The organism is Streptomyces sp. NPDC014882, from assembly GCF_043081325.1.
Lineage (GTDB): Bacteria > Actinomycetota > Actinomycetes > Streptomycetales > Streptomycetaceae > Streptomyces.
In genome coordinates, this window is the sequence record NZ_JBIBWL010000023.1 from 1 (window position 1) to 23,469 (window position 23,469).

The 23,469-nt window shown below is 74.8% G+C and carries 21 protein-coding genes and 1 pseudogene; 6 read left to right on the top strand and 16 right to left on the bottom strand.

Translation table 11 applies throughout. From position 1 onward, the window contains the following. Window positions 1–144: 144 nt before the first annotated feature. From ACF09K_RS33260 to ACF09K_RS33295, 8 genes are all read right to left on the bottom strand, one after another. Entirely contained in the window at window positions 145–1,806 is a 1,662-nt protein-coding gene (locus ACF09K_RS33260) for a protein kinase (RefSeq protein WP_392249068.1), read from the bottom strand. A 218-nt stretch (window positions 1,807–2,024) separates the two neighbouring features. Beyond that, complete coding sequence (locus tag ACF09K_RS33265; RefSeq protein WP_392249069.1) at window positions 2,025–2,984, bottom strand: threonine/serine dehydratase; 960 nt, start codon at window positions 2,982–2,984, stop codon at window positions 2,025–2,027. A 91-nt stretch (window positions 2,985–3,075) separates the two neighbouring features. Then, on the bottom strand, window positions 3,076–4,158 hold the full coding sequence (locus ACF09K_RS33270) for a polyprenyl synthetase family protein (protein WP_392249070.1): 1,083 nt from the start codon (window positions 4,156–4,158) through the stop codon (window positions 3,076–3,078). Further along, entirely contained in the window at window positions 4,155–5,225 is a 1,071-nt protein-coding gene (locus ACF09K_RS33275; protein ID WP_392249071.1) for a tetratricopeptide repeat protein, read from the bottom strand. Before ACF09K_RS33275 ends, ACF09K_RS33270 begins: the two co-directional genes overlap by 4 nt. A 303-nt stretch (window positions 5,226–5,528) precedes the next feature. Continuing rightward, window positions 5,529–5,882 (bottom strand): UBP-type zinc finger domain-containing protein, encoded by a 354-nt coding sequence (locus ACF09K_RS33280; protein WP_392249072.1) that lies wholly within the window; start codon window positions 5,880–5,882, stop codon window positions 5,529–5,531. Then, the gene (locus ACF09K_RS33285) at window positions 5,879–7,423 is read right to left on the bottom strand and encodes an ATP-binding protein (RefSeq protein WP_392249107.1); all 1,545 of its coding nucleotides are present in this window, start codon (window positions 7,421–7,423) and stop codon (window positions 5,879–5,881) included. Before ACF09K_RS33285 ends, ACF09K_RS33280 begins: the two co-directional genes overlap by 4 nt. A gap of 11 nt (window positions 7,424–7,434) precedes the next feature. Then, window positions 7,435–9,111, bottom strand: coding sequence for an FAD-dependent oxidoreductase (locus ACF09K_RS33290; protein WP_392249073.1), 1,677 nt, complete (start codon window positions 9,109–9,111; stop codon window positions 7,435–7,437). Window positions 9,112–9,339: 228 nt separating this feature from the next. Beyond that, window positions 9,340–9,693, bottom strand: a complete 354-nt coding sequence (locus ACF09K_RS33295) for a VOC family protein (protein ID WP_392249074.1) — start codon at window positions 9,691–9,693, stop codon at window positions 9,340–9,342. Window positions 9,694–9,759: 66 nt separating this feature from the next. On the opposite strand from ACF09K_RS33295, the gene ACF09K_RS33300 reads away from it, so the two are divergent. After that, window positions 9,760–10,632, top strand: coding sequence for a universal stress protein (locus ACF09K_RS33300; RefSeq protein ID WP_392249075.1), 873 nt, complete (start codon window positions 9,760–9,762; stop codon window positions 10,630–10,632). A 34-nt stretch (window positions 10,633–10,666) separates the two neighbouring features. Here ACF09K_RS33300 and ACF09K_RS33305 read toward each other — a convergent pair whose 3' ends face one another. Both ACF09K_RS33305 and ACF09K_RS33310 read right to left on the bottom strand, forming a co-directional pair. Then, window positions 10,667–11,902 (bottom strand): DUF4032 domain-containing protein, encoded by a 1,236-nt coding sequence (locus ACF09K_RS33305; protein ID WP_392249076.1) that lies wholly within the window; start codon window positions 11,900–11,902, stop codon window positions 10,667–10,669. Between the two features lie 9 nt (window positions 11,903–11,911). After that, window positions 11,912–12,670, bottom strand: a complete 759-nt coding sequence (locus ACF09K_RS33310; protein WP_392249077.1) for an MBL fold metallo-hydrolase — start codon at window positions 12,668–12,670, stop codon at window positions 11,912–11,914. Window positions 12,671–12,900: 230 nt separating this feature from the next. On the opposite strand from ACF09K_RS33310, the pseudogene ACF09K_RS33315 reads away from it, so the two are divergent. Then, window positions 12,901–13,524, top strand: a pseudogene (locus ACF09K_RS33315) (TetR/AcrR family transcriptional regulator); the annotation flags it as partial. 125 nt (window positions 13,525–13,649) lie between these two features. Beyond that, the gene (locus ACF09K_RS33320) at window positions 13,650–15,329 is read left to right on the top strand and encodes an FAD-binding dehydrogenase (RefSeq protein WP_392249108.1); all 1,680 of its coding nucleotides are present in this window, start codon (window positions 13,650–13,652) and stop codon (window positions 15,327–15,329) included. Between the two features lie 235 nt (window positions 15,330–15,564). Here ACF09K_RS33320 and ACF09K_RS33325 read toward each other — a convergent pair whose 3' ends face one another. Further along, window positions 15,565–15,912 carry a DUF488 domain-containing protein gene (locus ACF09K_RS33325; RefSeq protein WP_392249078.1) on the bottom strand — a complete coding sequence of 116 codons (348 nt, stop codon included), beginning with the start codon at window positions 15,910–15,912 and terminating at the stop codon, window positions 15,565–15,567. Between the two features lie 155 nt (window positions 15,913–16,067). Between ACF09K_RS33325 and ACF09K_RS33330 the strand changes: the two genes are divergently transcribed. Then, window positions 16,068–17,465 carry a M1 family metallopeptidase gene (locus tag ACF09K_RS33330; RefSeq protein WP_392249079.1) on the top strand — a complete coding sequence of 466 codons (1,398 nt, stop codon included), beginning with the start codon at window positions 16,068–16,070 and terminating at the stop codon, window positions 17,463–17,465. Between the two features lie 311 nt (window positions 17,466–17,776). Here the strand turns inward: ACF09K_RS33330 and ACF09K_RS33335 are convergent, their stop codons facing one another. Beyond that, window positions 17,777–18,025, bottom strand: a complete 249-nt coding sequence (locus ACF09K_RS33335) for a WhiB family transcriptional regulator (protein ID WP_392249080.1) — start codon at window positions 18,023–18,025, stop codon at window positions 17,777–17,779. A 119-nt stretch (window positions 18,026–18,144) separates the two neighbouring features. Then, a complete protein-coding gene (locus tag ACF09K_RS33340) occupies window positions 18,145–19,044 on the bottom strand; it encodes a LysR family transcriptional regulator ArgP (RefSeq protein WP_392249081.1) in 900 nt (299 codons plus the stop codon). Window positions 19,045–19,113: 69 nt separating this feature from the next. Here ACF09K_RS33340 and ACF09K_RS33345 point away from each other — a divergent pair, with 69 nt between their 5' ends. After that, on the top strand, window positions 19,114–19,728 hold the full coding sequence (locus ACF09K_RS33345) for a LysE/ArgO family amino acid transporter (RefSeq protein WP_392249082.1): 615 nt from the start codon (window positions 19,114–19,116) through the stop codon (window positions 19,726–19,728). A 159-nt stretch (window positions 19,729–19,887) separates the two neighbouring features. Here the strand turns inward: ACF09K_RS33345 and ACF09K_RS33350 are convergent, their stop codons facing one another. The 3 genes from ACF09K_RS33350 to ACF09K_RS33360 form a co-directional block, all read right to left on the bottom strand. Then, window positions 19,888–20,343, bottom strand: coding sequence for a cyclic nucleotide-binding domain-containing protein (locus ACF09K_RS33350; protein ID WP_392249083.1), 456 nt, complete (start codon window positions 20,341–20,343; stop codon window positions 19,888–19,890). 254 nt (window positions 20,344–20,597) lie between these two features. Then, the gene (locus ACF09K_RS33355) at window positions 20,598–22,106 is read right to left on the bottom strand and encodes an aminotransferase class I/II-fold pyridoxal phosphate-dependent enzyme (protein ID WP_392249084.1); all 1,509 of its coding nucleotides are present in this window, start codon (window positions 22,104–22,106) and stop codon (window positions 20,598–20,600) included. A 73-nt stretch (window positions 22,107–22,179) separates the two neighbouring features. Then, a complete protein-coding gene (locus tag ACF09K_RS33360; protein WP_392249085.1) occupies window positions 22,180–22,401 on the bottom strand; it encodes a hypothetical protein in 222 nt (73 codons plus the stop codon). A gap of 418 nt (window positions 22,402–22,819) precedes the next feature. Between ACF09K_RS33360 and ACF09K_RS33365 the strand changes: the two genes are divergently transcribed. Then, window positions 22,820–23,233, top strand: coding sequence for an ATP-binding protein (locus ACF09K_RS33365; RefSeq protein WP_392249109.1), 414 nt, complete (start codon window positions 22,820–22,822; stop codon window positions 23,231–23,233). Window positions 23,234–23,469: the final 236 nt, after the last annotated feature.

Sequence of the window (23,469 nt, forward strand, 5' to 3'; positions counted from 1 at the left end):
GCCGCGTTGTCGGGATCACCCCGATACAACCAGTATCGGGGCGACCCTCCGCCTTGCGATCGCACGCACCAGACGCCGCCGGGCCTGCCCTTCGGACAGACGACGCTACTTTCGAAACACGCCCTAGGCGGCCTCTCGTCCGTGTCAGGCCGGGGCGGGCCGGAAGGTCGTGAGGAAGGCGTCCAGGGCCCGCCGGTTGGCGGTGGTGTCCCAGTCGGCGGCGGGGGTCGTCCAGCGCAGGGAGAAGCCGCGGTTCCCGCCGAGCAGGAAACCGCGGCCGAAGGTGCGTACCCGGGTGCCGTCGACGTCGGCGAGCCATTCCATGTCGGCCGCCTCGTACCCCTGGTACGTCGTCGCCTCGATCGCCCCGATGCGCTCGAACCCGTCCCTCCCGCGCAGCCCCGGCTCCACGTCCTCGCGCCACACGGCCACCGGGTCCGGGCCGACCCGCTCGCTGTAGGTGACCGCGAGGGTGCGCGGGTCGCCCTCGGCGCCGAAGGTGACCCGGTAGGCGAGGTCCCCGGAGCGCGCGGTGCCCAGCCGGGTCCAGCCCTCGGGGAGGGCGACGGAGAAGCCCTCGGGCGCCCGCCGGACCCGGAAGCCGGCCGGCGGGGCCCCCGCGCCGGCCGACGGGGAGGCGACCGTCGAGCCCGGGGTCGGGGCCGGGGAGGGGCTCGCGTCCGGGGAGGCCGCGGGGGGCGGGGCGGACGACGGCGTGCCGGCACCCGGCGACGGCACGCCGGTGACTCTGTCGGCGCCGTCCTCGCCGCCCGGGGTGCCGGTCGCGGCCGGGCGGTCCTGCGCGCCGTCCGCCGCCGTCCGCTCGGCACCGGGCAGCCCGCCCGTCGCGGCCAGCGCGGCGACCGCCACCGTGACCACGGCCAGCGCGGTCCCCGCCACCACCGTCCGCCCGGCCCGGTGCGGACCGGCGACCCGCGCGACGGCGGACGTCCGCCGCCGCCGGGGCGCGGGCACGGCGTGCGTGTCCTCGTCCAGGGCGCGGACGAGGTTCCGGCGCGCCGTCGACCGGGTCATCCGCTCCCGCGAGTCCTTGCGCAGCAGGCCCTGGACGGCGGGTCCGAGCGCACCGGACCGCAGGGGCGTGCGCAGCGGCAGCCGGTCCACGCCCTTCAGCGTGGCCTCCGGCCGGTCCCGGTCCCGGTAGGGCGGCCGGCCCTCGACGACCGTGTAGAGGATCGCGCCCACCGCCCACAGGTCGGCGGCCGGCCCGATCCGTTCGTCGCGCGCCTGCTCGGGGGAGGCGTACGCCGGGGCCGCGAGCCGGGGGGCGAGGGTCGCGCCCGCGAGGCCGAAGCCGGTGACGACGACCGGACCGCGCGTCCGCACGAACACCTGACCGGGGCTCAGTTCGCCGTGGGTGATGCCCTCGCCGTGGGCCGCCTCCAGCACGTCGAGCAGCTCCAGCCCGATCCGGGCGGCACGGGCGGGCCGCAGCACACGCCGCTGCTCGATCAGCTGCCCGAGGGGGAGGCCGTCGATCCACTCGGTCACGATCCACAGGGAGCCCGCCTCCACGAGGGCGTCGAGGACGGTGGCGACCCGGCCGGGGCACACCCGGGCCATCGTCTCGGACATCCGCAGCACGCGCTCGGCGGCCCGGCGCGCGTCCTCCTCGGCGAGGCCCTCGGGCAGTCCGGTCCGGGTGACCAGACACGGCCGGGAGCCGGCCGGCTCGTCGGCGTACTCGCCGTACCAGCTGACGCGGTTCGTCTCACTGTGGACGACGTCGAGGAGCCGGTACCGACCGGCGACCGACTCGTGCGTGGGGACGTGCGCCTCGACCATGTCATCCCTCGCTGAACCTCGGCTGCTCACCTTTCCCAGTGGTACGGCGGCCGGGAGGGTGCGCGTTCAAGGGGGGCGCGACCCGGCGGGATTTCTGTCTTTCATTCAAAAACGGCGCACACGGACGCCGTCGGCGGCGGCCGTCGAGTGGCGGGCGGAAACGCCGCGGCGCCCCCGGCGCATTCCCGGGCGGCGGCCGCCGCGGACGTCTCCCGGCCTCAGACCAGGCCGAAACGCCCGGCCCAGGACGCCATGTCCGCGGCCGACGCGTTGCCCCCGCAGACCACCAGCCCCAGCCGGGCGTCGGGGCCCACCCGCTCCACGACCCGCCGGGCGGCCGGCAGCAGGCATCCGGCGGCCGGCTCGGTCCACACCTTCGCGTGCTCGGCCAGCTCCAGACAGCCCCGTACGGCCTCCCGGTCCGGCACCACGAGCACCTCGCCGACCAGCGCCGAGACGTGCTCGTACGTCAGCGGCGCGACGGCCGGCGCGCTCAGCGTGGTGGAGATGGAGGACACCTCCACCGGCACCGGGCCGCCGGCCTTCAGCGCCTCGGCCATCGCCTCCGCGCCCTCGGTCTCCACCCCCCACATCCGCACCCCCGGCCGCAGCGCCCGCAGGGCCGCCGCGACACCGGAGATCAGCCCGCCGCCCCCGACACTGACCAGGACGTCCGTCAGCTCGTCGGCGTCCCGCGCGAGCTCCAGGCCGACGGTGCCCTGACCGGCGACCACCACCGGGTCGTCGAACGGGTGGACCAGGGTCAGCCCCTCGTCCCGCAGGTCGTCGACGAGCGAGAAGGCGCTGCCCATCCCGTCCGTCAGCCGTACCGACGCGCCCGCCTCCTCGACGATCTCGACGGCCCGGGCGGGCGCCGAACGCGGCATGACGACCGTGGCCTTCACGTCGAGGGCGGCGGCCATGACCGCCACCGCGATCCCGTGGTTGCCGCCGCTCACCGCGACCACCCCCGCCGCCCGCTCCGCCCCGGAGAGCGACAGCAGCTTCGCCGTGGCCCCGCGCGCCTTGAAGGAGCCGGTGCGCTGGAGCAGCTCCAGCTTGACGGTGACGGGGACACCGAGCAGCCCGGAGAGCCCGGGGCTCGGGAGGGTCGGGGTGCGGACGACGTGCCCGGCGATCCGCTCCGCCGCTGCCTCGATGTCCGTGATGCCGATCAAGACGACCACCTTTCCCGCGCGCTGTGCCGCGCGCGCTCCCCGCACCCTGTCCCGCGGCGGCGGACCGGGTCAACCGGGGTCCGGGAGGTGGTCACAGGTCACGTCGCACCAGGAAGTCCAGCAGCGACCGCAGGTCGTCCGCGGCCCCCGCACGCAACGGCGCCCCGGCGAGCGCCGACTCCACGGCGGACACCTGCCGGCGCGCCTCGGCGAGTGCCGCGGCCCGGCCCCCGGCCTCCTCGGCCAGCGCCGCCGCCTCGACGGGGTCGCCCCCCGACTCCAGCAGCCGGGCGAGGCGCCGGGCCGCCGGCCGGCCGGACTCCAGGGCCGCCAGCACCGGAAAGGTCTTCTTGCCCGCGCGCAGGTCGCCGTGGACGGGTTTGCCGGTCACGGCCGGATCGCCCCAGATCCCCAGCAGGTCGTCGACCACCTGGAAGGCGATCCCGAGATGCCGTCCGGCCCGGTCCAGCGCGGTGACGGCCGTCTCGGGGGCCCCGCCGAGCACGGCGCCCAGCGCGGCCGCGCAGCCCAGCAGCGCGCCGGTCTTGCCCTCGGCCATCGCCCGGTACGCGTCCGGCCGCACCCGCTCGGGCCCCGACCAGGGCCGCGCCGCGAACAGCAGGTCGTCGGCCTGCCCGTGGACCAGCCCGGCGAGCGCCCCGGACAGCAGCCGTACGCCGCCGGCGCCGCCGGGGGCCGCGGCGAGGGTCTCGACGGCCAGGGCGAACAGGGCGTCACCGGCGAGGACCGCGGGTCCCGTGCCGTAGGCCTTCCAGACCGTGGGGCGGCGCCTTCGCGTGGGGTCGCCGTCCATGATGTCGTCGTGCAACAGGGAGAAGGCGTGCACGAGTTCGACCGAGACGGCCGCGGCGACCCCGGCCCGCGCGGGCGCTCCCGCCGCCTCGGCGCCGAGCACGGCGAGGGCCTGCCGCAGCCCCTTCCCGCCCGACGCGGCGGTGGGCGCCCCGCCCACCTCGCACCAGCCGAAGGAGTACGCGGCCATCTCGCCCACCCACGGGTGCAGCCGGCCGACCGCCTCCGCCAGCGCGGGCCGCACCAGCGTGCGGCAGCGGTCGAGGACGGCGGGGGCGGCCGGCCCCTTCGCCGGCGCCGACGGGATCACCGTCGGGGAGGAGGCCGTAGGGGAGAGTGCCGTGGGGGAGGGCGCCGTCACCGTACGGCCTCCGCCGTCGCGCCACCCGGACGGGCGGCGGGCGTCACGAGGCCGAGTTCCTCCTCGGCCCGTGCCACCATCTGCCGGGCGTGCCGCAGTCCGATCCGCTCCAGCTCGGCCGCCAGCGAGGCCAGTTCCGCGGCCGTCTCGGAGCGGTCGCGGCCCAGACGGGCCAGCGACTTGGCCAGTCCGAGCCGGGCGAGGGCCGTCCCGCGCGGCTCGCTCATCGCGCCGAACTCCGCGAGGGCCTGCTCGTAGAGGTCCCGCGCCTCGGCGTAACGGGCCGCGCGGTACAGGACGTTGCCGCGCATCTTGTGGTTGTAGGCCAGGGCTCCGGTGAGGTCCATCGCACGGCAGGCCGTCTCCGCCTCGGTCAGCAGGGCGAGGGCGCCCTCGGTGTCGCCGTCCCGCACGGAGACGACGTCCGCCAGGCCGCGCAGTGCCCAGGCGTGCCCCCGCCGGTCCTCGGCGCGCGCGGAGATCTCGGCCGCCTCCTGGAACAGCGCGTGGGCGGTGTCGAAGTCCCCGGAGTTGCGGTGCATCTGCGCGATGCCCTCCAGCGCCCACACCGTGTGCCGTGCCTCGCCGCGCCGGCGGGCCTCGGCCAGGAGCTGCTCGTGCAGCCTGCCGACGGCCTCGTAGTCGCCCTGGATGCGGCCGGTCTCCGCGAGCCCGGCCAGCGAGTAGCCGCGGACGACGACGTCCCCGCCGCGCTCCCCGAGGTCGGCCGCCAGCGCCAGCAGCCGCCGGGCCAGCGGGAAGGCGCCCCGCTGCCGGGCCAGGGTGCCGCCGCTCCACAGCGCCCACGCCATCGCCGCCACGTCGTCCGCGTCCCGGGCCGCGCGGTAGCTCGCCTTCCAGGCCCGGTCCGCCTCGCGCACCTGGCCCAGCCTGCGGTGCGCCTCGGCGACCGCGAGCCCGGAGCGCGCCACCTCGGCCCGCTCGCCGGCCCGCTCCGCCGCCGCCAACTGCTCGGTCCCGGCGGTCAGCACGTCGACCAGGGACGAGTTCACGGACAGGGTGGTGAGGGCGCCCTGGTACTCCGGGGCGAAAGCCTTGCCGTACATCGATTCCTTTCGGCCACCATGTATGCACTGTGTGTATACATGGCGTGTATAGTGTGTCCGGAAATCGCCCCGGCCAAGGGGACGGCCGGGGCGGGCGTCGCCGGACGCGGCATGTCGTCGCCGGTCAAGACGTGTGTACGGCGGGCCGGGTTGCCTGTGAGGCAGAGATCACTCGGCGGGTCGCGGGCCGACGGATCGGCGGGCCGGCCCGCGGCGAGCGGCGCCGCCCGGGAGCGGGCCGGGCCCCGCGGGCCGGGCCCCGCGGGCCGGGCGGCCGGGTGGCTGGTGGCCGAGGGGAGGGCGTCAGCGGTTCAGCGACCGCGCCCAGTCGTCCGGCACCCGTCCCGCCGGGCCGGGCGCGGGCTGGTCCAGGGGGTGGGAGGAGGGCTGCGCCAGCTCCGGTCCGGACTCGTACAGCTCGTCGCCGTCGTAGTCCCAGAACCAGTCCTCGCCCGGCTCGAAGCTCTGCACCAGGGGATGCCCGGTGGCCTTCCAGTGCGCGGTGGCGTGCTGGGCGGGGGAGGAGTCGCAGCAGCCGATGTGGCCGCACCGGGCACAGCGCCGCAGGTGGAACCACCAGCCGCCGCCCGCGTCGCACTCGACGCAGCCGGTGCCGCTCGGCGGGACGCTCGGGTCGATGGCGTGGGCGTCGGTCATACGGGCTCCTCGGCGGTGTCGGACGCGGTGTCGGGGATGTCTTCGGTGCCGGTGCCGGTGCCGGTGCCGGTGCCGGTACCGGCACCGGTGTCCGTGTCGGCATCGGCGCCGGCGCCGGTCGTGGTGTCCGGCGCGGTCAGCGGCAGCAGTACCCGGAAGCGGGTGTCGCCCGGCGCGGACTCGACCTGGAGGCTGCCGTGGTGCTTGTCGACGACGATCCGCCAGGAGATGTCCAGGCCGAGGCCGGTGCCCTCGCCGACCGGTTTGGTGGTGAAGAAGGGGTCGAAGATCCGGCCGCGGACGTCCGCCGGGATGCCGGGCCCGGTGTCGCCGAACTCCACCAGCAGCCGGTCGCCCTCACGCGCGGTCCGCACGGTCAACGTGCCTTCCCCACCGGCGCTGTTGACGGCGAAGACCGCGTTGTCGACGAGGTTCGTCCACACCTGGTTCAGCTCCGCCGGGTACGCGGGGACGGCCGGCAGGGTGCGGTCGTAGTCCTTGACGACCTCGATGCGCGGCCCGATCTTCCCGGACAGCATCAGCAGGGTGCTGTCGAGGAGTTCGTGGACGTCGACGACCCGGTAGGGGGCGCGGTCGAGCTGCGCGTACTGCTTGGCCGCGTCGACGAGGTGCGAGATCCGACTGGTGGAGTCGTCGATCTCGTCCATCAACAGCTCGGTCTCGACGGTGTAGTTGAGCCAGCCGACCGCGCTGGGCAGGATGTCGGCCGCCACGGCCGCCGCGACCTGCTCCAGCCAGTCCACGTCGAGTCCGGCCTGCACGAACGTCGGCGCGATCCGCCAGCCCTCCGGGATGCCGTGGTCGTCGAGCCAGTCGGTCAGCTCGTCCTCCCGGTCGGAGGCCTCCAGGGGGCTCAGCACCGGGGCCTTGGCGACCCGTTCGGCGGTGCGCTCCTGGATCTCGATCAGTGCGGCGAGCACCTCGGGGGAGTAGGCGCCCTGCGAGATCACGGCGAGCTTGTGCCGCATCTTCGCCACCCGCTCCCGCAGCGTCGCCGTGGCCCGTACGGCCGCGGCGGCCGGGTTGTTCAGCTCGTGCGTGAGTCCGGCCGACAACGAGCCGAGCGCCAGCAGCCGTTCCCGCTGGCCGACGGCCCGCTGGGTGTTCTTCGAGCCGAAGAACAGCCCTTCCAGCAGGTGCGCGGCCATCGGGAACCACTCCCGCATGACGTCCGAGAACGACCGGGCGGGCAGCACGAAGAAGCGGGTCGGCACGGTCACCCGCATCGAGTTGGTGTAGACCTGCGGCACCCGGTCCCCGAGGTAGGCCTGCATCGCGCCCGCGTACACCCCGCGCTGCGAGGTGCGGCTGACCTCGACGTCGTCGCCCCCGACCCGGCGGTACAGCACCACCGTGCCCTCGATCATCACGTAGAAGCAGGTCGCCGGGTCGCCCTCGGTGTAGACCGGACCGGCCTCGAACCGCTCCGTCCGCCCCTCGGCGCACAGCCGTCCGAGCTGCTCGGGGGAGAGCTTCTCGAACAGGAACAGGGTGCCGACCTCGGCCGGGTCGCAGGGCATCGGCGTCCCGCTCACGACTGCTCCAGATAACGGTGGACGAGCATGACGGCCATGGCTCCCTCTCCGACGGCGGACGCGACGCGCTTGGCGGACTCGGCGCGCGCGTCGCCCGCCACGAACACGCCGGGGATGTTGGTCTCCAGGTGGTACGGCGGCCGGTCCAGCTCCCACTCCGCCGGCGGCCGCCCGTCCGGGGTGAGGTCCGGCCCGGCCAGGATGAACCCGCTCTCGTCGCGCAGCACGGTGCCGTCCAGCCAGTCGGTCAGCGGGGCCGCGCCGATGAACACGAACATCCACTGCGCGTCGACGAGTTCGCTCGCCCCGCTGTCCACGTCCCGCAGCGTGAGCTGCTCCAGGTGCTCCGCCCCGTGCGCGGCCTCCACGACGGTGCGGGTGCGCACCGAGATGTTCGGCGCCTCCTCGATCTGCTGGATCAGGTAGTACGACATCGACGCCGCCAGGGACTCGCCGCGCACCAGCAGCGTCACCGACTTGGCGCCCCGCGCCAGGTGCATCGCCGCCTGGCCCGCCGAGTTGGCGCCGCCCACGACGTACACGTCCTGCCCCTGGCAGGAGGCCGCCTCGGTGAGCGCCGAGCCGTAGTACACCCCGCAGCCGGTCAGGTCGTCGCAGCCCGGCGCCGGGAGCTGCCGGTACGACACCCCGGTCGCCAGGATCACGCTGTGCGCGGCGATCGCCGAGCCGTCGGAGAACCGTACGACGCGGGCGGCGCCGTTGGCCTCCAGTCCCGTCACCTCGCGCGCGGTGAGGACCTCGGCGCCGAACCGGGTGGCCTGACGGCGGGCCCGGTCGGTGAGCTGCGCGCCGGACACGCCGTCGGGGAAGCCGAGGTAGTTCTCGATGCGGGAGCTCTGCCCGGCCTGCCCGCCGGTCGCCGACCGCTCCACCAGCACCGTCCGCAGGCCCTCCGAGGCGCCGTAGACGGCCGCGCCGAGCCCGGCCGGGCCGCCGCCGATCACCACGAGGTCGTAGAACTCGGCCTCCGGCGTCGTCGCCAGCCCCACGCGGGCGGCCAGCTCGGGGATGTCCGGCTCGGTCAGCGGCGTGCCGTCGGGGGTGATCACCAGCGGCAGCCGCCGGCCGTCGGCGCCGGCCGCGGCGAGCAGCCGACGCCCCTCCGGCTCGTCGGAGGAGTACCAGCGGTAGGGGACCTGGTTGCGGGCCAGGAACTCCCGCACGTCGGAGGAGCGCGCCGACCAGCGGTGCCCGACGACCTTGGTGGCCGGCACGGGCCGGTGGTCGCCGGCGCGCCAGACCGCGAGCAGGTCGTCCACGACCGGGTAGAGCTTCTCCTCCGGCGGGTCCCACGGCTTGAGGAGATAGTGGTCGAGGTCGACCACGTTGATCGCGTCGATCGCCGCGCCGGTGTCGGCGTACGCGGTCAGCAGCACGCGCCGCGCGCCGGGATGGATGTCCAGCGCCTGTTCGAGGAACTCGATGCCGTTCATCCGCGGCATGCGGTAGTCCGCGAGGATCACGGCCACCGGGTCGCCCCGCAGCTTCAGCTCGCGCAGGGCGTCCAGCGCGGACTCGCCGGACTCGGCGCGCACGATCCGGTACGCGGCGCCGTAGCGGCGCCGCAGGTCGCGGGCGACGGCGCGGGAGACCCCGGGATCGTCGTCCACGGTCAGAATGACGGTCCGCGCGGTCTCGGCGGCCTGTGCCATGCGTCTCCCACCCCGGGGTTCAGGACTCGCGGCACGGCGGGCCCCGCGCCGGTTCCCGCCCATCGTATGGTCGACGGCCCGCGTGCGCTCGGGGCCGGCGGTGCCGTGCGCTCCCGGCACGGGACGGGGCACCACCGGCCGACGCGACGCGACGCGACGCGGCAAGACACGGCGCGGGCCCGTCCGCCGACGACGGACGGGCCCGCGCGGTCGGAACCGGGGCGGGTCTCAGCCCTTGCGGGCGCTCAGCACGCAGAACTCGTTGCCCTCGGGATCCTCCAGCACCACCCAGCTCTGCTCGCCCTGCCCCACGTCGGCGCGGCGCGCCCCCAGGGACAGCAGGCGGTCGACCTCCGCGCGCTGGTCCTGGGGCCGGAAGTCCAGGTGCAGCCGGTTCTTGACCGTCTTGGCGTCGGGCACCGCCAGGAACAGCAGTCCCGGCAGCCGGTCCGGGGTCTGCCTGATCTCGACCCCGTCGGGGTCCTCGTCGACCACGACCCAGCCGAGGGCCTCGGCCCACCAGCGCCCCAGCGCGGCCGGATCGGCCGCGTCGACGATCACCTGTTCCCACTCCAAGGTCATGACCGGCAGATTAGTGGTGAAGACTGGACCCGACGAATCGATTTCACGAAGCGGGGAGGCGGCGGGATGACGGGCCCGATCACGGCAGGGGTCGACGGAACGGAAGAGAGCCTGGCGGCACTGGCCTGGGCGGCCAGGGAGGCCGTACGGCGGGACCTGGCGCTGCGGGTGGTGCACGCCTGGACGTACCAGCCGGACGCGGCGGCCGAGGTCGCGGACCGGGAGGCCCAGCGGGACTGGGTGCGGGCCGCCGTCCGGGAGGCCGTCGCCGAGGTCTCGGAACGCCACCCGGGGCTGCGGGTGACCAGCGACGTCCCGGAGGGCGAGCCGGCGGACACGCTGGTCGCCGCCGCGGCGGAGGCGGAACTGCTGGTGCTGGGCTCGCGCGGGCACGGCGCGGTCGTCGGCTTCCTGCTCGGTTCGGTCGGCCAGCAGGTGATCGCCGAGACCCGCCGCCCGGTCGTCCTGGTGCGGGCCGGCGACAAGGCCAGCTCCGAGGTGGCCGGGCACGAGATCGTGGTCGGCCAGCACGGCTCGCCCGAGGACAGCGCGCCCACGCTGCGGTTCGCCTTCGAGACGGCGGCCGCCCGCGGCGCCTCCGTCCGCGCGGTGCGGGCCTGGACCCTGCCCCCGGTGTTCTCCTACAGCCCCGCCTCGCTCAAGCTGCTCGACGACGCGGGCGGCCTGGAGCCGTACGAGAAGAAGGCGCTGGCCGACGCCCTCGCCCCGTGGCGCGAGCGCTTCCCGGACGTGCCGGTGGTGGAACACGTGGAGATCGGCAGCGCCGGCCAGGTGCTGCTGTCGGTGTCCGGGCGGGCCCAGCTGGTGGTGGTCGGCCGGCGGGCCCGCCGTACCGCCGTCGGCGCCCGGATCGGCTCGGTGGCGCACGGCGTGCTGCACCACGCGGACTGCCCGGTCGCCGTGGTCCCGCACGAGTGACGCGGGCGGGCGCCGGGCTCGTCCGGCGCCCGGCTCACTCAGGCGTCGTCGGCTCCAGGGTCTCCCGCGCGCGGGGCAGGATCCTGGCGATGTAGTCCTGCACGGCCGTGTCGAGGCCGATGTCGTGCTGTGCGCGCTCCGACAGGTACCAGCGGTGCTCGAGGAGCTCGTGGTAGATCTCCGCCGGGTCCATGGAGCCGCGCAGCTCGACCGGCACGGCCCGCACGGTGGGCCGGAACACGTCCCGCACCCAGCGGTGCGCCAGCACCTCGGGGCGGGCGGCGAGGGGGTCGCCCGGGGCGTAGTCGTCCTGGGTGGCCATCCAGCTCTCCAGGTCGTTCAGCAGCCGCCTGGCCTGGTTCTCCTCGGTGTCCAGACCGGTCAGCCGCAGCAACTGCCGCTGGTGGTGGCCCGCGTCGACGACCTTCGGCACGAAGGTGACCGTGTCGCCGTTGGAGGAGTGCTCGATCTGCATCTCCGCCACGTCGAAGCCCAGCTCGTGGAGCCGGCGGATGCGGCGCTCGATGTAGTGGTACTTGCCCGCCGGGTAGACGGAGGTGCGGGTCAGCTCCTGCCACAGCCCCTGGTAGCGGGAGCAGATCTCCCTGCCGAACTCGACCGGGTCCACCGACGGGTGCAGGGCGCCGGAGGCCTCCAGGTCGAGCAGTTCACCGCTGATGTTCACGCGGGCCAGGTCGAGGTCGTAGTCGCGCTGCCCGGGGCTCAGCTGCGGGTGCAGGTCACCGGTCTCGGCGTCGACGAGGTACGCGGCGTAGGCGCCCGCGTCGCGCCGGAACAGGGTGTTGGACAGCGAGCAGTCGCCCCACGCGAACCCGGCCAGGTGCAGCCGCACCAGCAGCACCGCCAGCGCGTCCATCAGCCGGTGCATGGTCGCCGGCCGCATGGTCGTCTCGAACATCGACCGGTACGGCATCGACCCGCCCAGATGCCGGGTGACCAGCACCGGCTCCAGCGGGTCGCCGGCGGTGTCGACGCGCCCGGTGACCACGGCCAGCGGGTCGACGGCCGGGATGCGCAGCCGGTCCAGGTCGCGCAGCAGCTCGTACTCGCGCAGCGCCGGGCGCTCGGCCAGTTCCTTGACGGCGATCACCTCGTCGCCGGCACGGGCGTAGCGCACCACGTGCCGGGAGATGCCGCGCGGCAGCGGTACGAGGACGTCCTCGGGCCACTCCTCCAGCGGGAGCTGCCAGGGCAGTTCCAGCAGGAGGGCCGGGTGCTCCGGGTTGGTGGCACTGATCTGCAAAGCCATGGCCCGACCTTAGACGGCGTGTTCCCGGGCCCGCTGGGCAGCCTCCCGCACGGACCCCCGGTGCACCGGCCCGTGGCCGGGCAGCAGGGTGTCGGCCTCCAGGGACCCGATCACGTCCAGCGAGGCCAGCGCGCGGGCCCGCTCGTGGTGGAACATGTCGGGCAGCAGCTGCGGCCCCCGGATCCGCGAGGTGGCGTGCCCGCTGACCAGCGCGTCACCGGAGACGAGGATCCCGGCCTGCGGGAGGTGGAAGACGGTGTGGCCGTCCGTGTGGCCGGGGGTGTGCACGGGCACGGGCCGGCCCGGCAGGTCCAGCGCACCGGTGACGCCGGTGGCGGCGGGGAACGGCTCCGGGGCGGCGACCGGGTGCTGTTCGGTGCCGCCGGCGCGCAGCACGTGCACCGTCCACGGCAGGACGCCGGGCCGCCAGGCGTTGCGCAGCACCGTGCCGACGCTCACCTGCTGGAGGAAGTCCCGCCGGGCGTGCGGGACCTCGGCCGGATGCAGGTGAACGGGCGTGCCGTACACGGTGCGCAGGTGCTCGGCGGACCCGAGGTGGTCGTTGTGCGCGTGGGTGACGAGGACGGCGGTGACCGCCCGCGGCGAACTGCCCACCACCGTCAGGGAGTCCAGCAGCCGCTGCCGGTCCGCCGGGTAGCCGGTGTCGATCAGGGTGACGGCGTCGCCCTCGGTGAGGATCACCCAGTTGGTGTGGCCGCCGTGCACCAGGTAGGTGCCGTCCGCGACCTGCCGTACGTCTGCCCGCATGATCGTCCCGTGGGGTGAGGTCCGTCTCCGACGGGGACAGCAAAGCAGATCCGCGGGTGCTCCGGCGCCGCCGCGGCCGCCGCCCTGGCCGTCGACGTCGCCAGGGCCACGGCGGTCGTCATGGCCGTGGCCCCGGCCGGCGCCGTCCGCGACGTCGGCCCCGGCGTCGTCACGGGCCTTTCGATACACGAACGCATCGGATACATTCCCGTATCGAACGGAGGTCCGACATGGCGGTGGAACAGACGGCGAGGCGTGTCACCCGGCGTCGGGCGCGCACCCGGGCCGACCTCCTCGACGCCGCCTTCGGGGTGTTCGCCGCCAAGGGCTTCGGGCGGGTCTCCATCGAGGAGGTCTGTGAGGCCGCCGGCTACAGCCGGGGCGCCTTCTACTCCAACTTCGCCAGCCTGGACGAACTCTTCTTCGCCCTCTACCGGCAGCGCGCCGACCTCATCGCCCGGCAGGTCGCCGACGCGCTCGCCGGGGACGGACCCGGCCTCGACGTGCCCGCGTCCGTGGACCGCGTCACCGAGGTGCTCCTCCTCGACCACGACTGGCTGCTGGTGAAGACGGACTTCCTCGTGCACGCCGCCCGCGACCCGGCCGTCGCCCGGACCCTGCTCGACCACCGCGCGACGCTCCGCGGTGCCATCGCCGACCGGCTCGGCCGCGACAGCGGTCCCGGCGCACCGCCCGCCGTCCTCGGCGACGCCGACGCCGCCGCCCGCGCGGTGGTCGCCGCCTACGACGGGGTCACCACCCAACTGCTGCTCGACAAGGACGTGGACGGCGCCCGCGCCTGGCTCAAGCAGCTCCTCACCGCGCTGCTGACCGAAGGCGGCACCGCCCCGGAGCGCCACCCCGGGATCCACCGGGAGCGCCACCCGGAGCGCCCCCCGGGAGCCACCCGGAGCGCCGCCCCGGGAAGCACCCCGGACGAGACCCGAACGAGATCCGAATGAGAAAGGCAACGGTCGCCATGGACGCGGACGTCATCGTCGTCGGAGCGGGCCTCGCCGGCCTGGTCGCGGCGCACGAACTCACCAGCAGGGGCAGGCGGGTCGCCCTGGTCGACCAGGAGAACGCCGCCAACCTCGGCGGCCAGGCGTTCTGGTCCTTCGGCGGGCTGTTCCTCGTCGACTCGCCCGAGCAGCGGCGCCTCGGCGTCAAGGACTCCTTCGACCTGGCCTGGAGCGACTGGCAGGGCAGCGCGCAGTTCGACCGCACCGACGACGAGGACTCCTGGGCGGTGCGCTGGGCGCGCGCCTACGTCGAGTTCGCGGCGGGGGAGAAGCGGACCTGGCTCGCCGGGCACGGCATCTCCTTCGTGCCGACCGTCGGCTGGGCCGAGCGCGGCGACCTGCGCGCCGACGGGCACGGCAACTCCGTGCCCCGCTTCCACGTCGCGTGGGGGACCGGCACGGGCGTCGTCGAGCCGTTCGTACGGTACGCCCGGCAGGCCGCCCGGGACGGGCTGCTCACCTTCCACCACCGTCACCGCGTCGACGAGCTGGTCGTCGACGGCGCGGGCGGCGCCGTGCGGGGCGTGCGCGGCACGGTCCTCGCGCCCGACGACTCGCCGCGCGGCGTCCCCTCCAGCCGCGAACGCGTCGGCGACTTCGAACTGACCGCCCAGGCCGTCGTCGTCACCAGCGGCGGCATCGGCGCCGACCACGACATGGTCCGCCGCCACTGGCCCGAACGCCTCGGCACCCCGCCCGCCGAGATGGTCACCGGCGTCCCCGCCTACGTCGACGGCCGCATGCTCGACATCAGCGCCCGGGCCGGTGTCCGGCTCGTCAACCGCGACCGCATGTGGCACTACACGGAGGGCGTCCGCAACTGGGACCCCGTCTGGCCCGGCCACGGCATCCGCATCCTGCCCGGCCCGTCCTCGATGTGGTTCGACGCCCTCGGCCGCCGCCTGCCCGACCCCTGCCTGCCGGGCTACGACACCCTCGGCACCCTCCGGCACCTGCGCACCACCGAGGACATCGCCGGGTACGACCACTCCTGGTTCGTCCTCACCCGGAGGATCGTCGAGAAGGAGTTCGCGCTGTCGGGCTCCGAGCAGAACCCCGACATCACCGCCAAGGACCGCAGGGCCGTCCTGCGCGACCGCATCCTCGGCAAGGGCGCGCCCGCCCCCGTGCAGGCCTTCCTCGACCATGGCGCGGACTTCGTCGTCGCCGACACCCTCGACCGGCTGGTCGAGAAGATGAACGGCCTGACGGACGAGGCGCTGCTCGACGCCGACGACCTGCGCCGCCAGATCCGTGCCCGCGACCTCCAGATGGCCAACCCGTACGCCAAGGACGCCCAGGTGCAGGGCATCCGCAACGCCCGCCGCTACATCGGCGACCGGCTCGGCCGCGTCGCCACCCCCCACCCCGTCCTCGACCCCGCGGCCGGACCCCTCATCGCCGTCAAGCTGCACGTCCTCACCCGCAAGACCCTCGGCGGCATCCAGACCGACCTGGACTCGCGCGCCCTCGGCGCCGACGGCAGCCCGGTCGAGGGCCTGTACGCGGCGGGCGAGGTCGCCGGGTTCGGCGGCGGCGGCGTCCACGGCTACAACGCCCTGGAGGGCACCTTCCTCGGCGGCTGCCTCTTCTCGGGACGCGCGGCGGGACGGGCGGCGGCACGGCAGACAGGGTGAGACCGGGACCGGACCCGCCCCCGGTGGCGGCGGACCGCACCCCGGCCGACGGGGACGCCGCACCGAACCAGACCGGACCGGTGCATCGCACCCTGGTCGGGGGACGCCGCACCGAACGGGCGGGGACGCCGCACCGAACCGGCAGGGACACCGCACCGAACCGGCAGGGACACCGCACCGAACCGGCGGGGGCCGGGGACCGGGCGGCGGCCCCGGCCGGGCGGGCGGTCCGTCCTCAGGCGAGGAGACGGGCCAGGACCGCCGCGTGGCTGTGCTCCGGCTCCTTCACCGCGGTGAGCAGGGTCACCGGCCCCGAGGCCGCCGACTCCCTTACGCGGGCGAGGAGTTCCTCCGCCTCGGGCCCGGCCAGCTCGGCCTCGTAACGCCGCGCGAACTCCTCGTACGAGCCCTCGCCCGCGTGGTACCAGCGGCGCAGCTCGTTCGACGGCGTCAGCGCCTTGGGCCACTCGTCGACTCCCGCCGCGTCCTTCGCCAGACCGCGCGGCCACAGCCGGTCGACGAGGACGCGGACGCCGTCCTCCGGCTCCGGCGGGTCGTACACGCGGCGTACGCGGACACTCATGGGCGGCCTCTCCACGGGGCGGGCGGTGGTGCCGAGGGTAAGCACGGGCCGTCCGCCCGCGCCGCACGGCTTGACCTGAACGGGGGCGAATCCGCAGGGCCCGGCACCTAGTCTGATCACGTTTGACCACCAGTCACCCCCCCCCAGGAGCGCACGTGACACACCCCCGCAGACGCCCTGCCCTCCTCGCGGCCGTACCCGTGGCCGTGGCGGCACTGCTCACGGCCGCCGACCCCGCGCTCGCGGCCGGTCCGGTGGGCACGCCCGGTGTCGGCGACCCCTACTTCCCGCTCGCCGGGAACGGCGGCTACCACGTGGACCACTACGGCCTGACCCTCCGTTACGACCCGGCCACCCGCCACCTCGACGGCAAGGCCGTCCTCACCGCCCGCGCCACCCGGGCACTGAGCCGCTTCGACCTCGACCTGAACGGCCTGAAGGTCACCGCCCTGACCGTCGACCACGTCAAGGCCGGTCACCGGCGCGACGGCCAGGAACTCGTCGTCACCCCGCGCCGCGCCCTGCGCAAGGGCGCCCGCTTCCAGGTGACCGTCGCCTACTCCGGCACCCCCGGCCCGGTCACCGACCCCGACGGCTCCCCCGACGGCTGGATCCCCACCGACGACGGCGCGTTCGTCGCGGGCGAGCCGCAGGGCGCCATGACCTGGTTCCCCGCGAACAACCACCCCACCGACAAGTCCTCGTACGACTTCACCATCACCGTCCCCGAGGGCCGTACGGCCGTGGCCAACGGCGTCCTCCTCGGCCGGCGGACCGCGCACGGGCGGACCACCTACCGCTGGCGGCAGGCCGAGCCCATGGCCGCCTACCTCGCCACGGCCACCGTCGGCACCTTCCGGGTCCGGCAGTACACCACCCGCGACGGCATCCGCGTCTACGACGCCGTCGACCCCCGCGAGGCGGCCGCCGCCGAGCCCGTGCTGGCGAAGCTGCCCTCCGTGCTCGCGTGGGGGAGCGGCCTGTTCGGCCCGTACCCGTACCGCGCGGCCGGGTCGATCGTGGACCACGCCCCGGACGTCGGCTACGCCCTGGAGACCCAGACCCGGCCCGTGTACGACGGCGCGCCCGACCTGGGCACCCTCGTCCACGAGAGCGCCCACCAGTGGTTCGGCGACTCCGTCTCCCTCACCTCCTGGAAGGACATCTGGCTCAACGAGGGCTTCGCCACCTACGCCGAGTGGCTCTACGACGAACAGCACGGCGGCGCGAGCGCCCAGGCCGCCTTCGACACGCTGTACGCCCGCCCGGCGGGCGACGGCCTGTGGGAATTCCCGCCCGGCGACCCCGGCAGCGGCGCGAACATCTTCGGCACGCCCGTCTACGCCCGCGGCGCCATGGCCCTGCACGCCCTGCGCACCGCGGTCGGGGACCGCGCCTTCTTCCGCGTCCTGCGCGCCTGGGCGTCCGCCCACCGCGACGGCCACGGCACCACCGCCCAGTTCGAGCGCCTGGCGGAAAAGGTGTCCGGCAAGGACCTCGGGAACGTCTTCAAGACCTGGCTGTACGCCCAGGGAAAGCCCGACCGCCCCTAGGCGGGGGCTGCCCGTGCGCCGGTCGCGCGGACCGGCACCGACCCCGGTGCGTCGTCCGGCGCCGACGGCCTCACCGGCACCCCGGTCAGCGTCTCGGCCGTCGCCCGGCAAGTCGGAGTGGACCGCGGCATCCTCCACCGTCACCGCGACCTGCTCGAAATCGTCCACACCGCAGAACTCGGCCCGCGACACCAGGTGTCCCGTCGTGCTGTCCTGACGGCTCGCCGATCCGGGTCCGCCGGTGAAGGGCGGATCCGGCGGGAGGACGATCGCGGGGCGGGCCGGTGCTCACCGGCCCGCCCCCGCGGGGATCACGCACTGCGGCGTGCCTTGAGGCGCCGCTTGAGGGCGCGCCGTTCGGTCTCGCTCGTGCCGCCCCAGACGCCGAGACCCTGATCGGTCTCCATCGCCCACTCCAGGCACTGGTCCCGCACCGGGCAGCCCCGGCAGACGGCCTTCGCCTGCTCGGTCTGCAGCAGTGCCGGACCCGAGGTGCCGATCGGGAAGAAGAGTTCCGGGTCCTCATGGCGGCACGCGGCGCTCTGTCGCCAGTCGTCCATCGAAGTCACCTGCGATCGAAGTCGTGTGCGGTTCCGGATACTTGCTCCTGAGCGGGTCACCGGCGGGGGCGAAGTGAAACCGCGCCGCACGGATCGGTGGCCGCGGCCCCGCCACCCGCTCAGCGCCGCAGGGTCTTCGCCGCCGTCTCCGCGACGGCGGCCGTCACGGCGGCCAGGGCGGGGGAGTCGAGCTTCCACTGCTGCCAGAACAAGGGGACGTCGAGGGGGCGTTCCGGTACGAGGGAGACCAGCCGCCCGGCCGTCAGCAGCCTCTGGGCCTGCAGCTCGGGCACCATGCCCCAGCCGAGCCCGGCCGCCACCGCGTCGAGGAAGCCCTCCGAGGTCGGCACGGCGTGCCGCAGCCGGCTCGCGCCGTCGGAGCCGCGCCGCAGCCGCCGTACGAACGCGTCCTGGAGGTCGTCGCGGCGGTCGAAGGTGACCACGGGCGCCCGCGCGAGCGCCTCGCCCAGCGGTACGCCGTCGAGGAAGGCGGCGGCGAAGCCGGGACTCGCGGCCGCGAAGTAGCGCATCGAGCCCAGGGACCTGACCGAGCAGCCCGTGACGGCGTCCGGCAAGGAGGTCACCGCGGCCATCACCAGGCCCTCGCGCAGCAGCTCCGCCGTCCGGGTCTCGTCCTCCCGGTGCAGTTCGAAGCAGAACGCGGGCTCGCGCGGTACGTCGGTGAGGGCGGGCAGGAACCAGGTGGCGAGCGAGTCCGCGTTGACCGCCACCGTCACGCGTGTCGGCTCCCCGGCACCGCTCATGCCCAGCTCGGACCGCGTGTCGCGTTCCAGCCGGGCCAGCTGCCGGGCGAACCGCACGACGATCTCCCCGGACTCCGTCGGCCGCACCGGCTTGGTGCGCAGCAGCAGGACCCGGCCGGTGCGCTGCTCCAGTGCCTTCACCCGCTGGCTGACCGCCGACGGCGTCACGTGCAGGACGGCGGCCGCGGCGTCGAAGGTGCCCTCGTCGACCACGGCGAGCAGGGTGCGCACCTGGTCGAGGGGAAGATCCGTCATCACGATCGCTCATGATACGTAAGAATCTTTAGCTGGTCCCGCAGTGATGCACTCCCTAGCGTGGACGCCATGTCCACCTCCCTCGCCGCCGCGGCGGCCGGCTTCGGCACCGGTCTCTCCCTCATCGTCGCCATCGGCGCCCAGAACGCCTTCGTCCTGCGCCAGGGCGTCCGCCGGGACGCCGTCCTCGCCGTCGTCGCGATCTGCGCGCTGTCCGACGCCGTCCTCATCACCCTCGGGGTGGCCGGGGTGGGCGCGCTGGTGGTGGCCTGGCCCGGCGCCCTCACCGCCGTCGCCTGGCTCGGCGGCGCCTTCCTGCTCTGCTACGGCGCCCTCGCCGCCCGCCGGGTGCTCAGGCCGGGCGGCGCCCTGGAGGCGGCGGGCGAGGCCGCCGGCTCGCGGCGGCGGGCGGTCCTCACCTGCCTCGCGATGACCTGGCTCAACCCGCACGTCTACCTCGACACGGTCTTCCTGCTCGGCACCGTCGCCGCCGACCGGGGTCCGCTGCGCTGGACCTTCGGCCTGGGAGCGGCGGCGGCCAGCCTGTGCTGGTTCGCCGCGCTGGGCTTCGGGGCGCGGCTGCTCGGCCGCTTCCTGGCCCGGCCCGGCGCCTGGCGCGTCCTGGACGGACTCGTCGCCGCCACGATGATCACCCTCGGCGTCACCCTGATCGCCGGCGCCTGATCGCCGGTGCCTGAGCGTCCGCCCAGCCGCAGCCGCGCGACCTCACCGGTTCTTCCGCCCGGGGCGGCCACACCGGCGTCGCCGGGCCGCCCCGCCGTCCCGCCGCCCCGGGCGGTGTTCGCGCCGGGGAGCTGTCGCGTGCGGGGCTTCGCGCCGGGGTCAGAGGACCCGGCGGCGGTGCGCGCCGTACTGGTCCAGCAGTCTGACCCGGGTCGCCTCCAGGCGGTGGGCGAGGATCTCGGCCACGATGCGGACCAGGGAGAGGCCGAGGGCGGGGTCCTCCTCGCACAGCTTGAGCACCGCCCGGGCCTCGAACTCGTAGGCGCGGACCGGACTGAACGCCTCCGCGCCGAAGTCCCACCGGTACGGCGGGAACAGCCAGGACCAGCCGAGCAGGTCGCCGGCGCCGAGACTGGCGACGGTGACCCGCTGGACGGACGTCACCTGCTGGTCCAGGGAGACCGCGCCGGAGCGGATGACCCAGAAGCGGTCGGCCGTGCCGCCCGCCTCGAAGATCCTGGTGTCCTCCGGGAAGGACACCTCGCGGGCGAGGGTCATCAGACGCCCGCGCTGGGGCGGGGGGAGGGCGGTCAGCAGCTTCGTCGCTCTGGTCATGGCACGGGGCTCCTCGGCGGCGGTGGTTCCGGGATGTTCCCTCATCCATTTCAGCCGCTGCGGGCGTCCCGGGCACCTCGGCGGCGGGAGGTTTCGCCGGCGGGCATGCGAAAGCCCTGGCGGGACGGGGGAAGCCAGCCAGGGCCGTCGCATGCGGTGTGCGGAGGAGACGAACTCGACTCCGCGACCACTTGATGAACCGTAAACCATTCTGGCGCTTTTCGCGCACTCAAAACCCGGTCACGTGACCTGTTTCACTTCTCCGAGCGCCGGCCCCGTTCCGCTCGCTCCGCGTCCCGCGCGACCACCCTGACCGTGTCGAGCCGCCGGTCCGTCGGGTCCGGCAGGTTCATGCCGGCCTCCAGCCCCGAGCGCAGATAGCGCAGCACCGGCTCGGTGAGCCGCTCGCCGGGCAGGACGGCGGGGATGCCCGGCGGATACGGCGTGATCAGCTCCGCGGCGACCCGGCCGGCCGCCTTCGACAAGGGGACGTGCTCGGCCGGCCCGAAGAACGCGTCCCGCGGCAACAGCGCCTGTGCCAGACGGAGTTCGGCCGGGGGCGGCACCTCCGTGCGGGGCGCCGGCCGCAGGTCCGGCGCGGCGTGCGCGAGGTCCTTGAGGGCCGAGACCAGCTCCCCGGTCGTCGCCCGGTCGTCGCCGTGGGTGATCTGGGCGCCGATCCGCCGGTGGTCGCTCAGGTGGACGTCCACCGCATGGTGCTCGTGCAGCCAGTCGGCCGCCTGGAAACCCGAGACGCCCAGCTCCTCGAGGTCGATGACGACGGGCAGCGGATCGAAGTCGTCGGCCAGGTCCGGACCGCAGTAGTCCGCCCGGTCGTCGACGTGCATGCCGTCGATCTGCTCGACGGCCGCCCGCACCTCGGCCGCCAGCTCCAGGGCCGTACCCATCAACTCCTCGCCGTGCAGGCACATCTGCCGCCGCCAGCCGTCGAGCCCGGCGTACAGCAGCGTCGACGGGCTGGTCGTGCCCAGCAGGTCCGCGCGCGTCTTCAGCAGCTCCGCCGGGACACGGTCGCCCTGGAGGTGGAAGACCGAACCCTGCTCCAGGCCGCTGCCCATCTTGTGGACGCTGGTGACGCAGATGTCGGCGCCCGCGTCCATCGCCCAGGACGGCAGCTCCGGATGGAAGGGCAGGTGCGCACCCCACGCCTCGTCCACGACCAGCGGCAGTCCGCGGCGGTGGCACACCTCGGCGATCGCCCGCAGGTCCGCGCAGGCGCCGTACGGCGTCGGACTGGTGACCAGGGCGCCCTTCGCGTCGGGGTGGGCCTCGAATGCCTTCTCGAAACTCGCGGCGGACGGCGGATGCGCCAGGTGCCGCTCGGCGTCCCACTGCGGCTCCACCCAGACCGGTTCGATCCCGGCCAGGATCAGGCCCGACACCACCGACTTGTGCGCGTCCCGCCCGATCAGCAGTTTCTCGTGCGGCCCGGCCACCGACAGCATCGCGGCCTTGACCGACAGGGAGCTCCCGCACGTCGTGAAGAAGGTGTGCTCGGCGTGGACGGCGTCCGCCATCAGCTCCTCGGCGCGTTCCAGGACCCGTCCCCGGGTCAGCCGGTCGTCGAGCCCGCCCGACGCCAGGACGTCACCGAGGAACACCGCGTCGCCCAGCACCGACCGCACGTCGGGGTCGGCGCCGCGGGCCTGCTTGTGCCCGGGCGGTGAGAACGCCAGCCGCCCCTGGCGGTGGTACTCGACGAGTGCTTCCAGAACGGGTGCGCGCGTGTGATCGACCGACATGCGCTGCCGGGTTCCCGCACCGCCGCCCGCCAATCGGGCGCGTGCGCACCGCCCTGTCCGGGTGGGGGCGGGGTCAGGAGGCGTCCGTGCGGTGCCCCGGGGTCACGATCTCGTCCAGCACGTCCAGGACCGCCTCGTACGCCAGGCTCCGCACGTGCGCCTCGCGCGCCGCGTCCGGATCGGTGCGCCCCAGGTCCTCGCTCCGCGACCGCAGGTTCCGCAGTTCCTCCCGCGCGCGGGCCCTGGCGCGCTGGATGCGCCGCAGCAGTTCGTCCGAGTCCACGACATCCGTCATGCACTCCGCCTACCCCCGCGGGGCCCGTCGATGACCCCGTTCCCCGGACGACCGCCCCGGACGACCGCCCCGGCCGTCGCCGACGACCTGGACGACCTGGCGGATGTCGTCGAACGCCGCCGAACGCCGCCGAATGTGTCGAATGCCCGGTAGGGAAGGTTTGGACGGGCTTTCGGGGGCCAGCCGGACAGAGGGGGCCGGGTACATCCGGCGGGGGAGAGACCACTGGAGCAGTCGAGGACGTCAGGAGACCGAAAGGATGCGTGCGAACGCGAACCACCGGACCGGCCGGAGCAGCAGGATCGACCCGACCCACCCGACCTACCCGACAGACCCGACCGGCGAGGCCGGCCGGCCGGACCGCACGGACCGCACGGACCGGCCGGGCCGGCCCGATCGCACCGACGGCACGCACGGCATCGACGCGCCGCCCCTGGTGCACTGCCACGGGGACGGGCCCTGCCGGCCGTCCGACGTCCGCAGCGCCATACGGCGCGCACTCGACGGACGGGGCGCGACGACCGGCGGCCCCTACGACGAGGAGGCCCTCTCCGACGCCCTGCTCGTCGCCTCGGAACTCACCTCCAACGCCATCCTCCACGGGGGCGGCATCACCGACTTCGACGTGGACGTCGACGGGTGGGCCGTGCGGGTCTCCGTGAGCGACCGCAGCGACCGGCTGCCCGTCGTCACCGACCCGCTCGACGACCAGGGGCGGCGCCGGCCGGGCGGCCGGGGCTGGCCGATCGTCTGCCGGCTGGCCTGCGACGTCCGGGTGTCCGGCCTGCCGGCCGGCGGCAAGCGCATCACCGCCGTCGTCCCCGTGGCCTGACCCGCCGCGGACCCCTCCGCGGTCGCCGGGCCCCGACCGCCGCCGATCGGCGCGGAAGTCCGCTTCCGTCCCCGCCTCCACGTCCGCCGTCCGTCCCCGCCTCCACGTCCGCCGTCCCGGCCCGCCTCCACATCCGCCGTCTGGTCGCGGCGGCCCTCCGAAGAGGTTTCCCGGCACCGGAGTTTGTTCCTCCGGACCCAGGGCAGATGGAGGTTCGTGCTTCGGACCGGAGGCGC